Consider the following 13836-nt stretch of genomic DNA (forward strand, 5'->3'; position numbering starts at 1 on the left):
TGCCTCACCATGAGACACCCTCTTTCTGAATCGTACTATTTTTGATTCTCATCCTTAAAATCTGAAGGAATCTCACTTTCTGTATTTGGTTCCTTTTCAATCATCTCTTCTTCACAGGAATCAGATTCTTCAGTGAGTTCTTTTTCTTCGTAAAATGTGTCTTCTTCAGAAAAATCATCTTCGTATTCTTCTGCTGTTGCTGCAGCTTCTTGATATTCTTCCATAAACTCGATTTCTTCTTCAACAGTCAACGCTTCACCTAAACTGAATTGATCGACTTCCTGCTGAAGTGTTAGAGCAATTTCCTGCAATTCAGTGGCAGCCAGGTTAACTTGGTGAATCGCTTCTTTTTGATGGACACTAGAAGCACTTACTTGTTCGCTTGTTGCAACAGATTCTTCTGAAATTGCACTTACCTCGAACAATTTTTCCGATAAGTTTTCATTTGCTGATTCAACACGGCCGATAGCACCTTTCACTTGAGTGATTCTGCCGTTTATCTTTGAAACATTATGAATGATGCTTGTAAAAGCTTGTTCTGTTTGTTGTACAGAAATTTGCTGATCGTTTCTGTATTGTTCAAAACGAACCGTTTCTTTTGATAATAATTCCATCTGGCTTGTCATTGATTTTACAAGCTGCTGGATTCTAAGTGCCTCATTTTTAGATCGTTCTGCAAGTTTTCTAACCTCACTTGCTACTACAGAGAACCCTCGGCCAGCTTCACCTGCTCTTGCAGATTCAATGGCAGCATTTAAAGCAAGCAGGTCTGTGCTGCCCGCAATTTCCTGAATGGTTTCCACGATAGAATTAATTTGTTTAGACTGCTGAGAAGCATGCTGAATTTCAGAAATTAAGCTCTGAGCCAGTTCCAAAAATTGTTCAGAATGCGTATTAAGTCTCTTTACAGTATCAGAGCCAGCCTTACCGTCGTTTTCAGCTTTTTGGGCATCCAGTGAAATTTCATCACTTATCGTCGCTGTTTCTTTTATGGATTCAGTAACTCCAGATAATAAAACGGTACATTCATGAAGGTGATCTGCCTGGCTTTGAGCACCAGTTGCTACTTGGGAGATAGCTTCTGTTACTTCATCACTTTGTGCTGTTGTTTCTTCAGATACAGCCGCAAGATTTTGAGAAGAACTTGTAAGCTTTTCAGCAGCATTCTTTACTTCGTTCATAGATTTTTGCATCTTTTCTGCCATTGCATTAAAGGTATGAGCAAGGTCCGCCATTTCGTCTTTTGCTGAAGTATGTACACGGTAAGAGAGGTCACCTTCACCGATAATGGTAGCACCTTCTTTTAGTACAGAAATAGAAGATTGTATGGAGCGCAGCAGCCATACACCGATAACTCCTAAAATACCAAGAATGATTACACTAAGTGCTATTAAGCAGATTGTCAGCCAGAATTTAACCGATTTTTGCTTTTCTGAGAGAGCTGTATTTTCCTTATGTAAGGACTTTTCAGCATCTGAAGTAGATTGATCTACCACTCCAGCAATTTTTTCGAATGTTTTTATGTCATCTTCGATTCGCTTTGTGATCGTTTGTATGGAATCTGCAGAATTTGTGTACTTTAATAGTTTTGATTTAAATTTTGATAATTGATCTGCAGGTATTTTTTTTGTATCCAGCATTTGGTCGAATGCAACAGCACTGTCTTTAAAGTTCTTTACAGAAGTGCTGTCGTATTTAATATGAACATCTTTTTCATACGTTTGCATTTGAAGCAAGTTTACGAGTAAAGCCTGATCATTCATTGTTTTTACTGTTCCAGCAAACTCATCAGAAGTTTCTGCCATCATCTGTTTTAATGAATTAAGCTGGCTGGTTAGCCCAGTTGCAGATTCAAATGATGTTTGATAAGCAGTTAAATCGCTCTCAATTCCTTTGATGGATTTATCTCCAGTTTCTTTTGCGAGCTTGCTTGTTTCGTTCTGCAATGTCTTTAGATAAGTAAGAACGTTCTGTTTGGAGTCTGCGCTTGGAGTGCGCAGGTATTCTTGTTCCATTTTGCGTACTTCATTAAATGAACTTCGAATATTGCCGCTTGAAAGAAATGCACTTTGCACACTTTCTCTTTCATTTTCCATTTGAGAATTCTGCCATAAAAATAAACCGATAAATGCAAGTAATACTATCATTCCGGCTAAACTGATAAGAAGCATCAGCTGAACTCTTTTTCGTATCGTCATGTTCATATGTATTCCCCCCTGCAATTTTATCGGCTTTTTTTACAGTTTTTAAAGTTTTTCTATAAAAGATAAAGCTGTTTTCGCAAACTTTGTTGCTATTGGAAGTGGTTGATTTCCGCTCCAGGATGCTCGCTTTCCGCGGGGCGTGCGGTGAGCCTCCTCGCGCTTTGGGCCTTTAGGAGTCTCACATTCAAGAAAGCCTATGTGCTCCTGCGTCACAAAAATATCCTACCGAAGTGGGCTTCCTCGTCGCATGCCTTGCGAGAAGTATTTTCGAGTGGCTGGCACGCAGGAGTCTCGGACCTTGCGCTCCAATAAACTTATCAATGATGGGTCTCACACTAAAACGATTCAAAAGCAACAATATTTTAGAAAAAAGGAAAGATAAATAAATAGACTTATCGTTATTGACATGTGTCTTTACACCTGAGGAAAACAAGATATAATGTGATAGTGTTATGTTTCAAAACTAGAATTAAAGGAGTATAATCATGCGGGATTTTTTACATAAAAAAGGGATAAGTTTGTCTCCAAAGGTTTATTTCATTACAGGCTTTCAATATTTTGCTCTTGGACTGATGGCTTCCCTTATCGTTGGACTGATATTTAAAACTATAGGTGAGCAGCTGTCTATTCCGTTTTTTGTTAAAATGGGACAATTAGCTATGACATTAATGGGACCAGTTATTGGTACTGCGGTTGCTTATGGATTAAAGGCACCACCTCTTGTCCTCTTTTCAGCTGGAATTGCAGGGGCTGCAGGGGCAGAACTTGGAAGTGTTGCAGGCTGTTTTGCAGCTGCTCTAATCGCGGTTGAGATTGGAAAAATAGTATCGGGTGAAACCAAGTTTGATATATTAGTCACTCCTGCTGTAACCATTTTAACCGGTTATTGTGTGGCTGCTTTTGTAGGACCGGGAATCGATCAATTCATGAAAACATTTGGACAGCTGGTTATGTGGTCTACTGAGCAAAGACCTTTAATAATGGGAGTATTAGTTGCTTTATTATTAGGTCTTGCTTTAACAGGGCCCATCTCATCTGCGGCTATCGCAATGATGTTAGGGCTCGAAGGTATTGCAGCTGGTGCCGCAACAATCGGCTGTGCTGCGCAAATGATTGGCTTTGCCACGAGCAGTTATAGGGAAAATGGCTTTGGAGGCTGGTTAACACAAGGGATCGGCACATCTAAGCTTCAGTTTCCAAATGTCGTGAAAAATCCTTACATCCTAATTCCTCCAACAATTGCAGGGATAATCCTGGCTCCGATTGGAACGATGTATTTTAAAATGGAAAATATTCCAGCTGGCGCGGGGATGGGGACAAGCGGACTGGTTGGTCAGATTATGACACTCAGGACTATGGGCTTTACCTTTGAAACATTTCTTGCTATATTTATTTTGCATTTTGCAGGCCCAATAATAATTAGTCTGCTGTTATCAGAGTGGCTGAGAAAGACCGGCCGGATAAAATTCGGTGATATGAAACTTAATCAATAAGGAGCTGCTAAACATGGAGAATATTAAATCAATCGAACAATTTCGTGAAACGATAAAATCTGGTGTAACTGTAGCTGTTTTCTCTGCAGATTGGTGTCCGGATTGTGTTGTTATTAAACCAATCCTTCCTGAGCTAGAAGAAGAATATTCAAACTATAACTTTGTCTATGCAGACCGGGATGAACTAATCGAATTATGCCAGGAGCTGGATATCTTCGGAATTCCTAGTTTTGTAGCATTTAAAGACGGACATGAGATCGGCCGTTATGTAAATAAAGAGAGAAAAACAAAAGAGCAGATCACAGCCTTTTTAGAGGAATTAAATATCCAAAACAAATAGGATAAAAGTGTATGTTATAATAGCGATATAGCGATTTTTATAATTGAAGGGAAGTATTTCAGTATGGCAAAGGTTGAGGTAAATCACAGTAAATATGAAGGGATTCGTTTTGATATACAAGATGAGAACGTTATTTTAGTAGATATCTTAGAAACGATTCCATTCGAATATGCAGGTAAAGAAACAATGGTTACGATTCCGACAACAGAATTCACTTCTGTATGTCCATGGTCAGGACTTCCGGATTTTGCAGATATTATTATCAGCTATATTCCGAACAAAGATTTAGTTGAGATGAAGTCTTTAAAATATTATTTAACATCTTACAGAAACGTAGGAATCTATCAAGAACATGCAACCAACCGCATTAAAGAGGATTTGGTAGAACTTTTAAAACCCAAATATTTAAAAGTTACTGGGAACTGGAATGCACGTGGCGGACTAGGAACTGAAGTAGTAGTAGAATATAAAGAAGATAGCAGCAACTAAATGAAAAACCTCCTTATGGAGGTTTTTCACGTTAATATACTTTTTCGTTTAACGAAAGGAGGCGGTCGGTTTGAGCAATACGATTAAATTAAAAAAGGCATTGGAACAAAAACTCTCAAATCCTGAACGGGAAATTACGTATATGAGAGAAGAAGAAACGTTGAGAGTACAAGATACGCAAACAGGTAAAGGGGTTTCTCTTTCTTTAGGTGGACTTAGTGCAAAATGGGATAAAGAAAAAGATCAGCTTTTAGAGGAACTCGTCTATTATGTTGAGGAAGGCTTAAAAGCCGCTCGTCTATCTGCTGATGAAGAGTCTCTTTCACGTATTTTTCCTGTTATCCGTTCAGCATCATTTCCTGCTGAAACACCAGAGGGTGAAAAGCTCTTCTATCAGGAACACACTGCAGAAACCAGAATTTATTATGCTTTAGACCTAGGCAAAACTTATAAACTTTTGACGAATCATAAGATGAGGGAATTAAAATTAGAGGAGTCTCAGATTGTTGATGCTGCAAGATTTAATGTGAAGAGGCTGTCAACAGACTATAAGCAGGACCAGGTAGCCGGAAATACTTTTTTCTTCTTAAATCATAATGATGGGTATGATGCGAGCAGGATTCTGAATATAAGTTTCTTAGAAGATATGAAGAAGCGTATATCGGGTGAGATGGCTGTAGCTGTACCTCATCAGGATGTATTAATTCTTGCTGATATTCAAAATAAGCAGGGGTATGACATATTGGCGCAAATGGCTATGCAATTTTTCATGAATGGCCGCGTACCGGTAACTGCTTTACCATTTATCTATGAGAATAAAGAACTTGAACCAGTCTTTATTTTAGCGAAAAATAAGCCAGTAGAAGATGAAACGAACGAGTAATCAGTAAATGCATGTTGCTAAATAAAAGCCGCTAGAACATTCTAGTGGTTTTTATTCTTCTTTTTAGGGCGTATGTGCTCAAATAAATATTTATACTATTGTTTCTCTTCTATTTTCGCTACAATAAAGAAACAACCAACAGAAATAGGTGAGAAAATGAGTTGGATAAAAAAATTAATGAATACGTTTTTTGATGATGATAATGAGGATGAATCCTTATATGAAAAAGAAGAGCAGTCTGTAAAAAAACAGCCTGCAGATGCGAAAGGCACTCCAACGCATAAGCCGGTCAGAACACCAGCTTTTAAAAACAGCGGGAGAAAGCCTGTTCAACCGAACAATCAGCATTCGGCCAAAATGCTGCATAAGTATCCAGAGAACGGTCCTTTCCGGTTCCCGGTCATACCTGATGAAAAAACAAGTCAAAAAGCTCCACTCCAGCGATATACATATCAGCCAAGAGAAAACAGTTTTGAAAAAGAGCAGTTAGTGCGCAGAGAAGAAAGAGCGGCTCGAAGCGAAAGCCGAAGAGCACCCTCTTCGACTTCTAGTCAAATGAGACAAGAACCAAAACGTCCTGCTTTTAAAGCTACACACGTTCCATCGCCGGTTTATGGTTTTGAGAAGAATAAAAACTTACAAAAGCCAACAAACGATGCAAAAGATTCGGTTTCAGAGGTTAAATCAAGGTTTACTCCTACTGATGTGCCCTCACCTGTCTATGGCTATGGAAAGCGGAAACCTGAAGGGATTTTATTTATTGGCAGAGACATACCGCCAAAGAACTCGATTGCGGAAGAACTTTTGAAATCAGTAGATGAAGCACTTCCTGCTGCACCTGAAGAAATTGTTTCTGTTTCAGAAGAAATAAGAGAAAATGCTGTATTGGATCCTGTAACTCCTGATGAAGATTTTGTAGAACAAGAACTAATTGTTCAAGAAGCCCGAGGAGTAGATTTAGAACCTCTAGTGGAATTAGAACAAGAAATAGAACAAGAACAAGAAATGATTACTGAGGAAACACAAGTTTTCCATCAGGAAGAAGCGCCAGAGATCTTTGAAGAGCCAGTTCAACAGGAAGAAAAAGGAAATGACTTAAATGAGTTTTCTTCCACTGATGCTGGACCCGTTCAACAAGAAAGAATCGAACAAGAGAGAGCAGTAAAAAAAGAAACAGCTCCAGTTATAAAACGTGAAACACCAAGAAGCGGCGGCCAATATGTTCCTTTTAATGTGCTGATGCTTAAAAAGGATAGACAAACAAGCATGTCCCAGCCTAAAAAAGAACAAACAACAGTGAGACCTCAACCACCTGCATTTCATACAAGACCAGAAAGAGTGGTAAATGAGAAAAAGCAGCTATTTGTTCCATTATCATTCTTAAATAAGGCGGCTGTTTCACTAGAAGACGATGATATTTGGCTGAATGAACAAAAACATACTCTTCAGTCAACCTTGGATAATTTTAATGTGAATGCAAAAGTTGTTCACATGACGAAAGGGCCAGCTGTAACTAGATTTGAAGTTCAGCCGGCACCGGGAGTCAAGGTTAACAAGATTACGAATTTAACGGATGACATTAAGTTAAGTCTTGCTGCAAGGGATATCCGTATTGAAGCGCCAATACCTGGTAAAAACGCAATAGGTATTGAAGTGCCGAATCAGCATAGCAGGGCGGTATTCTTACGTGAAATTATTGAACATGAGGTGTTCAAAGACTCAGCTTCATCTTTAACAGTTGCTTTAGGTCTTGATATTTCTGGAGCTCCTGTTGTAACAGATCTGCAAAAGATGCCGCACGGTTTGATTGCAGGTGCCACAGGCTCAGGAAAGAGTGTCTGCATTAACTCAATTTTAGTGAGCTTGTTATATAAAGCGAAACCAGATGAAGTAAGGCTGCTGCTCGTTGACCCAAAAATGGTTGAACTTGCACCTTACAATCATATTCCTCATCTTGTTACACCGGTTATAACCGATGCAAAAGAAGCAACTGCCGCTTTGAAATGGGCTGTTGAAGAAATGGAAAGACGTTACGAAGAGTTTGCTAAAACCGGCGTCAGAGAGATCAAACGCTATAACGAAAAGATGGAGCAGGAAAGACTCTATCAGAACAAGATGCCTTATATTGTAGTCGTTATTGATGAGCTTGCAGATTTAATGATGGTTTCTCCACAGGAAGTAGAAGAAGCTATCTGCCGAATTGCCCAAAAGGCGAGAGCTTGCGGTATTCATCTGCTTCTCGCGACTCAGCGGCCATCAGTTGATGTTATTACTGGTTTGATAAAAGCGAATGTGCCGACACGAACTGCATTTGCAGTATCATCTGCTATCGATTCACGAACGATTTTAGATATGAGCGGTGCTGAACGTTTATTAGGCCGCGGTGATATGCTATTTATGGAAAACGGATCGAATAAAGCAGTCCGTATTCAAGGTACCTTCGTTTCTGATGAAGAGATCGAGGAAGTAACGCGATATGTGAAAGAAGAATATAAAACAGATTATCTATTTACACGTGAGGAACTGATTCAGCATCAGCAGACGACTGAGGTTGAAGATGAGCTTTTTGAAGAAGCATGCTACTATGTGATCGAAGTAGGGGCCGCATCTTCTTCCAGTCTGCAGCGCAGGTTTAGAATTGGCTATAACCGAGCAGCAAGACTTGTTGATATGATGGAGAGCTTCGGATTAGTTTCTGAAACGATGGGAAGCAAACCAAGACATGTCCTTCTCACACAAGAGGAATTAGAGAATCGTTTATACAGTCAAGTAGATTAAAGATAGCTGATTTTACTAACTTTGTTGTATTGAAAGTAGTTGATTTCCGCTCCAGGATGCTCGCTTTCCGCGGGGCGTGCGGCGAGCCTCCTAGCGCTTTGCGCTGTTAGGAGTCTCACCTTTCAGGATTTGTGCTCCTGCGTCTAAACGCAAATTCTGACGCGGCGTGTTCCTCGTCGCATGCCTTGCGAGAGGATTATTCAGGTAGTTGGCACGCACCTTGCGCTCCAATCAACTTGTCAATGAAGTGAAAGAAAATAAATTTAAGCAACAATCTTCTTGAAAAGATTCTTAATATAGATTAAACTGGCGGCCTATCCGCCAGTTTTTCTATTTTTCAGGTGAATGTCATTCAATGAAGATCCCGTCATAAATGATTTTCTTGAGTTATTGGGACTTGTCGGCTATTATAGTGTGGGGAATAGTTCCCTTCTGTTATTAACCATGAAAAAGTCATGAGGAGTAAATAGATGAAAGAAATAGAATTAAAGCTGCAGGGAAAAATTAAGCGGCTGACGAATAAAACATTTAAATTTGATGAACGGATCGGAGATGGATGGTTCTCTGCTGTTTATTTTCTTAAAACATGTGAAATAGTAGAATCGTTTAAACCTGAAAATGTGGTAACCATGCAATTTTTTCAAAAAAGCGAGGCTGTATTATGCGGTTCAGATGAGGCAATCGCTCTTATAAAGACGTTTGCTAAAGATCCTGACTCCTTAGAAATCTATTCGCTGAAAGATGGAGATAAAATTTCTCCTTTTGAAACAGTGCTCACTATTAAAGGACCCTATCAGAATTTTGGCTTTCTCGAAGGGATGATTGATGGAATCTTAGCCAGAAGAACGTCGGTAGCTACGAATGTTTATAATGTAGTTAAAGCTGCGAGCAAATCCGGTATCCAAAAGCCTGTAATTTTTATGGGTGACAGAGATGATCACTTTGCTCAGCAGGCTGGTGATGGATATGCATCCTATATCGGGGGCTCAACAGCACAAGCTACACATGCTATGAACGAATGGTGGGGCAAAAAAGGTATGGGGACTATGCCTCATGCTCTTATACAAATTTTTAATGGCGATATTGTTGAAGCTACTAAAGCATACCATGCAAAATATCCTGAAGATGATCTTATCTCACTTGTCGATTACAACAACGATGTAATTACAGATGCTCTAAAAGTAGCGAGAGAGTTTGGGGAAACGCTAAAAGGGGTAAGGGTTGATACTTCACGTACGATGGTTGATCAATACTTTTTCAGAAACCCAGACGTGCTTGGTTCTTTTGATCCTAGAGGCGTTAACCCCGAGTTGATATTTGCACTTCGTAAAGCTCTGGATGAAGAAGGCTTTCAGCATGTGAAAATCGTTGTAAGCGGAGGCTTCAAAAAAGAAAGAATCGAACAATTTGAAGAGCAAAAGGTTCCTGTGGATATTTATGGTGTAGGCAGTAATCTATTAAAGATCAATATTGGATTCACAGGCGACAATGTCCTGATGCATGACAATCATCAAGCAAAAGCAGGAAGAATCTATCGACACAATCCAAGACTTGAACGTGTAGAATAGATTTGGATTAAATATTCATTTTTGGTGAAGTTATAGGAAGGTATTCTTTTAATATCGGACTATTAGAATCTTATCATCTGTCTATCATGGTGATGATACTTTATTTTTGCTATAATGGTTCAAGTATTTGAATCAGCCTGTGATTTGTAAGATATAACCATTCAAGTAATCAGGCATATAATAATACAAATAGGCCTTTTAGAAGGTGTTCTTTTTGTGGAGGGCTTTACATGACACAATACCATTTTATTGGAATTAAAGGGACAGGGATGAGCCCGTTGGCACAAATCCTTCATGACATGGGTCATGATGTACAGGGATCTGATATTACTCAATACATTTTTACACAGTCAGCGCTGGAAGAGAGAGATATTCCTGTTTTACCGTTTGACAAAAATAACATTCAAGAGGGTCAGACCATTATTGCAGGTAATGCATTTGGGGAGCAGCATGAAGAAATTCAAGCTGCAAATGAAAGGAATATACCGATCCACAGGTATCATCATTTTCTTGGTGAATTTCTTTCTAACTTCACTTCTATCGCTGTTACAGGTTCACACGGAAAGACTTCAACGACAGGACTGCTTGCACATGTAGTAGGAGCAGCAAAGCCTACTTCTTTCCTTATCGGAGATGGAACCGGTAAAGGAAGTATGGGAAGCGAATACTTTGTGTTTGAAGCGTGTGAATACCGAAGACATTTTCTTTCATATGAACCAGACTATGCAATCATTACAAACATCGACTTTGATCATCCAGATTACTTTTCTGACTTGGATGATGTAATCAGCGCATTCCAACAGATGGCGATGCAAGTGAAAAAAGCGATTATCGCATGCGGAGATGATGCAAATCTTCAACAAATACATGCTCAAGTTCCCGTTGTATTTTACGGATTTGAAGATCATAACGATTTTCAGGCTAAAAACATTCAACGCGGAGAAGAAGGTACGACTTTTGATGTATTTGTGCGCAATACCTTTTATGGTACGTTCCAGATTCCTGGATACGGAACTCATAATGTATTGAATGCATTAGCAGTTATCGCGATTTGTCATTACGAAACACTGCCAATGGATATTATCAAAGAGCAGTTAAAGAGCTTTTCAGGTGTGAAGCGCAGATTTTCAGAAAAGGCAGTTGGCGATCAAATCTTGATTGATGACTATGCGCATCATCCGACTGAAATTAAGGTTACAATTGAAGCTACAAAATATAAGTATAAAAATCGTGAAGTGGTTGCTATTTTCCAGCCGCACACGTTTACCCGCACAAAAACTTTCCTGGATGAATTTGCAGAGAGCCTAAGTGAAGCTGACCATGTATACCTTTGTGATATATTTGGTTCCGCAAGAGAAAATGCAGGTAATCTCACAATAGATAATCTTAAAGAAAAGATTCCTAATGCGGAGCTTATATCAGAAGATAACATCGATGTTCTCAAGAAATTCGATAATGGTGTACTTCTTTTTATGGGAGCTGGTGACATCCAAAAGTTCCAGAGAGCATACGAAGAAGCACTTACAGCAACTCCATAAGAGAAATAAGAAGCTGACCCCAAAAAAAATTTATGAGGTCAGCTTCTTTTTGGATTAAGATTTGAATGTACCGCGTGAAACTAAAAGCATTTGGCTGGAGCTAGCAATGTTCTGCGTGAAACCAGAGTAGTTCTGCGTGAAACACACAAGTTTTTGCGCGAACGTGTAACAAATAAAGCAACACGTACCGTAATATTCAGCTATCTATTAGAAAGACTTTTCTCTAAATGCAACCTGGAACGGAAACCAACTACTTCCAACGGCAACAAAGTTTTCGAAAACAGCCATTAGAAAAGACCGCCTAAATTAACTTTTTAGGCGGTCCCATTTATATTACCTTAAGTTCTCAGGATTCAACTGTTCAAGCTCTGGCAATACGAAAACACCATCTTTACGGATTAAAACATCATCAAAATAGATTTCTCCACCGCCGTAATCAGGGCGCTGAATCATTACCATATCCCAGTGAATGTTAGATTCATTTCCGTTATAAGCTTCTTCATACGCCTGACCTGGTGTGAAGTGGAAGCTTCCGTCGATCTTCTCATCAAATAAGATATCTTTCATCGGGTGTTTGATAAATGGATTTACACCAATTGCAAATTCACCAACATAACGGGAACCTTCATCAGTATCAAAGATTTTGTTGATACGCTCTGAATCGTTTGCTGTAGCCTTTACAATTTTTCCATTTTCAAAAGTTAATTGTACATTTTCAAATGTGAAGCCATTGTAAGGTGAAGGAGTATTATAAGAAATCATTCCGTTTACTGAATCCTTAACAGGAGCTGTAAATACCTCTCCATCAGGAATATTGTTCTGTCCCGAACACTTGATAGATGGAATATCTTTAATTGAGAACGACAGGTCTGTTCCTGGTCCTGTAATACGAACTTTATCTGTTTTATCCATTAAATCTTTAAGGGCAGTCATTGCTTCATCCATCTTGCCGTAATCAAGGTTGCAGACTTCAAAATAGAAATCTTCAAATGCTTCAGTACTCATGCTGGCTGATTGTGCCATTGATGCATTTGGATAACGAAGAACACACCATTTTGTTTTCTTTATACGAATCTTGCGGTGCATTGCAAATATTGTCTTTTCATAGAGTGCCATCTTTTCAGAAGGAACATCTGACATTTCATTGATGTTGTCGCCTGAACGTAAGCCGATATAAGCATCCATCTGGCTCATCAGTTCACCTTCGTGCTTTGCGATCATCTCCATTTGTTCTTCAGATGCTTGAGTATACTGTGCACGCATTACTGAATGATCTTTTAGTAATACAAAAGGATATCCTCCAGCAGCATATGCTTCTTGTACTAATGCATTTACTAATTCTTTTTGCAGTCCAAAGTTTTCGATGAGAACTTTCTCACCTTTTTGTAAGTTTACCGAGTATGTAATCAAGTTTTTTGCGAGTTGCTGAATTCGCGGATCTCTCATGTTGAATAATCCCCCTATATATATTTAATATCTTCTTTATTTTAACTTAATTTAAACAATTTGTAATGTTCTATTAAAGGAATTTAGCTTTAAGCCAAGAATACTTAATAAAACACGTTTCCTTTGATATAAACTCGGGAAAAGCTAATAATATACTTTCAGGAGGTGTCTCGTATAATGGAAACCATTATTTCAATCAGTGTAGCTATTATTGCAGTAGCATTTGTTGTACTCGTTTATTTTTTGTCAAGAGCTTTAAAGTCCTTGCAAATAACCCTCGATAATGTCGCGGTAACGCTTGGAAGTCTGGAAAAACAACTGGACGGCGTGACGCGCGAGACAACCGATTTGTTACATAAAACAAACCAGTTAGCCGAGGATGTTCAAAAGAAATCTGATTCTTTAAACCACGTTTTCTCTGCAGTACAGGATTTTGGTCAATCTGTTCAAAAGGTGAACCAATCTGTCCGTAAAGTTACTGACCAGATCACGGTAGAAACGGAGCGGCAGTCTAAGCAAATATCGCAAGCGGTTCAATGGGGGAATGCAGCATTGAATTTATGGGAGAAGTATAAGCTCAAAAAGTCCAATGTTGATTCAGCAACAAACCAATATTCAAGAGGAGGAGTGTAAATGAGCAACAACAATAACAACAATCAAAACATTGACAGCAAGGATTTTATGATCGGTGCTCTCGTTGGAGGAATGTTAGGGGCGGCTGCAGCATTATTACTGGCTCCTAAAGCAGGAAAAGAGTTGCGAAGTGATTTAAATGAACAAGCTGAGTATTTAAAGGATAAAAGTAACGAGTTTTCGCATTTAGCTCGTGAGAAATCCTCAAATATTGTACGTACTGTTTCCGAGCAATCGAATCAAGTAGCTACAAAAGTTAAAGATTTAACTTCTAACTTGCGCAAAGACATCGATAAATGGCGTGCAAAAGAAGAAGAGAATGCTTCCGAATTGTATGGTGAAATCACAGACGATATTCAGGATGAAAAGACATTAGATTATGATCCTGCAAATGAGCAGGAATTAGTAGAGCAAAAATATTGATAAGTAAATGACAAATATGAAAAGATAAGAAAAAGAATCTG

General features: G+C 38.9%; 11 protein-coding genes. 9 read left to right on the top strand and 2 right to left on the bottom strand.

From position 1 onward, the window contains the following. Nucleotides 1–35 precede the first annotated feature (35 nt). The gene (locus ACFW35_RS05440) at nucleotides 36–2204 is read right to left on the bottom strand and encodes a methyl-accepting chemotaxis protein (RefSeq protein ID WP_379844315.1); all 2169 of its coding nucleotides are present in this window, start codon (nucleotides 2202–2204) and stop codon (nucleotides 36–38) included. A gap of 485 nt (nucleotides 2205–2689) precedes the next feature. On the opposite strand from ACFW35_RS05440, the gene ACFW35_RS05445 reads away from it, so the two are divergent. The 7 genes from ACFW35_RS05445 to murC all read left to right on the top strand — a co-directional run bounded on the left by ACFW35_RS05445 (nucleotide 2690) and on the right by murC (nucleotide 11293). Continuing rightward, nucleotides 2690–3697: a PTS transporter subunit IIC gene (locus ACFW35_RS05445; protein ID WP_379844316.1), complete on the top strand. Its 1008-nt coding sequence runs from the start codon at nucleotides 2690–2692 to the stop codon at nucleotides 3695–3697. A gap of 13 nt (nucleotides 3698–3710) precedes the next feature. Next, entirely contained in the window at nucleotides 3711–4037 is a 327-nt protein-coding gene (locus tag ACFW35_RS05450) for a thioredoxin family protein (RefSeq protein WP_379835259.1), read from the top strand. Nucleotides 4038–4100: 63 nt separating this feature from the next. Beyond that, nucleotides 4101–4526: a preQ(1) synthase gene (gene queF / locus ACFW35_RS05455; protein ID WP_066291750.1), complete on the top strand. Its 426-nt coding sequence runs from the start codon at nucleotides 4101–4103 to the stop codon at nucleotides 4524–4526. A gap of 70 nt (nucleotides 4527–4596) precedes the next feature. Further along, on the top strand, nucleotides 4597–5409 hold the full coding sequence (locus ACFW35_RS05460) for a DUF1444 family protein (protein WP_379844318.1): 813 nt from the start codon (nucleotides 4597–4599) through the stop codon (nucleotides 5407–5409). A 156-nt stretch (nucleotides 5410–5565) separates the two neighbouring features. Continuing rightward, nucleotides 5566–8187, top strand: a complete 2622-nt coding sequence (locus ACFW35_RS05465) for a DNA translocase FtsK (RefSeq protein ID WP_379844319.1) — start codon at nucleotides 5566–5568, stop codon at nucleotides 8185–8187. Nucleotides 8188–8657: 470 nt separating this feature from the next. Then, nucleotides 8658–9755, top strand: coding sequence for a nicotinate phosphoribosyltransferase (locus ACFW35_RS05470; RefSeq protein ID WP_379844321.1), 1098 nt, complete (start codon nucleotides 8658–8660; stop codon nucleotides 9753–9755). Nucleotides 9756–9985: 230 nt separating this feature from the next. Beyond that, nucleotides 9986–11293: a UDP-N-acetylmuramate--L-alanine ligase gene (gene murC, locus ACFW35_RS05475; RefSeq protein WP_379844322.1), complete on the top strand. Its 1308-nt coding sequence runs from the start codon at nucleotides 9986–9988 to the stop codon at nucleotides 11291–11293. Nucleotides 11294–11626: 333 nt separating this feature from the next. Here the strand turns inward: murC and ACFW35_RS05480 are convergent, their stop codons facing one another. Further along, nucleotides 11627–12739, bottom strand: coding sequence for an aminopeptidase (locus ACFW35_RS05480; RefSeq protein ID WP_379844324.1), 1113 nt, complete (start codon nucleotides 12737–12739; stop codon nucleotides 11627–11629). Nucleotides 12740–12916: 177 nt separating this feature from the next. Here ACFW35_RS05480 and ACFW35_RS05485 point away from each other — a divergent pair, with 177 nt between their 5' ends. Beyond that, complete coding sequence (locus ACFW35_RS05485; RefSeq protein WP_066291735.1) at nucleotides 12917–13372, top strand: DUF948 domain-containing protein; 456 nt, start codon at nucleotides 12917–12919, stop codon at nucleotides 13370–13372. Then, the gene (locus ACFW35_RS05490; protein WP_077359347.1) at nucleotides 13373–13795 is read left to right on the top strand and encodes a YtxH domain-containing protein; all 423 of its coding nucleotides are present in this window, start codon (nucleotides 13373–13375) and stop codon (nucleotides 13793–13795) included. Nucleotides 13796–13836 lie beyond the last annotated feature (41 nt).

Origin of the sequence: Fictibacillus sp. NPDC058756 (genome assembly GCF_042746035.1) — a bacterium.
GTDB lineage: Bacteria > Bacillota > Bacilli > Bacillales > Fictibacillaceae > Fictibacillus.

Bases quoted from the DNA above. Each gene is read 5' to 3' on its own strand.
- ACFW35_RS05440 (WP_379844315.1), bottom strand. From the start codon at position 2,204: ATGAACATGACGATACGAAAAAGAGTTCAGCTGATGCTTCTTATCAGT.
- ACFW35_RS05445 (WP_379844316.1), top strand. From the start codon at position 2,690: ATGCGGGATTTTTTACATAAAAAAGGGATAAGTTTGTCTCCAAAGGTT.
- ACFW35_RS05450 (WP_379835259.1), top strand. From the start codon at position 3,711: ATGGAGAATATTAAATCAATCGAACAATTTCGTGAAACGATAAAATCT.
- queF (WP_066291750.1), top strand. From the start codon at position 4,101: ATGGCAAAGGTTGAGGTAAATCACAGTAAATATGAAGGGATTCGTTTT.
- ACFW35_RS05465 (WP_379844319.1), top strand. From the start codon at position 5,566: ATGAGTTGGATAAAAAAATTAATGAATACGTTTTTTGATGATGATAAT.
- ACFW35_RS05470 (WP_379844321.1), top strand. From the start codon at position 8,658: ATGAAAGAAATAGAATTAAAGCTGCAGGGAAAAATTAAGCGGCTGACG.
- murC (WP_379844322.1), top strand. From the start codon at position 9,986: ATGACACAATACCATTTTATTGGAATTAAAGGGACAGGGATGAGCCCG.
- ACFW35_RS05480 (WP_379844324.1), bottom strand. From the start codon at position 12,739: ATGAGAGATCCGCGAATTCAGCAACTCGCAAAAAACTTGATTACATAC.
- ACFW35_RS05485 (WP_066291735.1), top strand. From the start codon at position 12,917: ATGGAAACCATTATTTCAATCAGTGTAGCTATTATTGCAGTAGCATTT.
- ACFW35_RS05490 (WP_077359347.1), top strand. From the start codon at position 13,373: ATGAGCAACAACAATAACAACAATCAAAACATTGACAGCAAGGATTTT.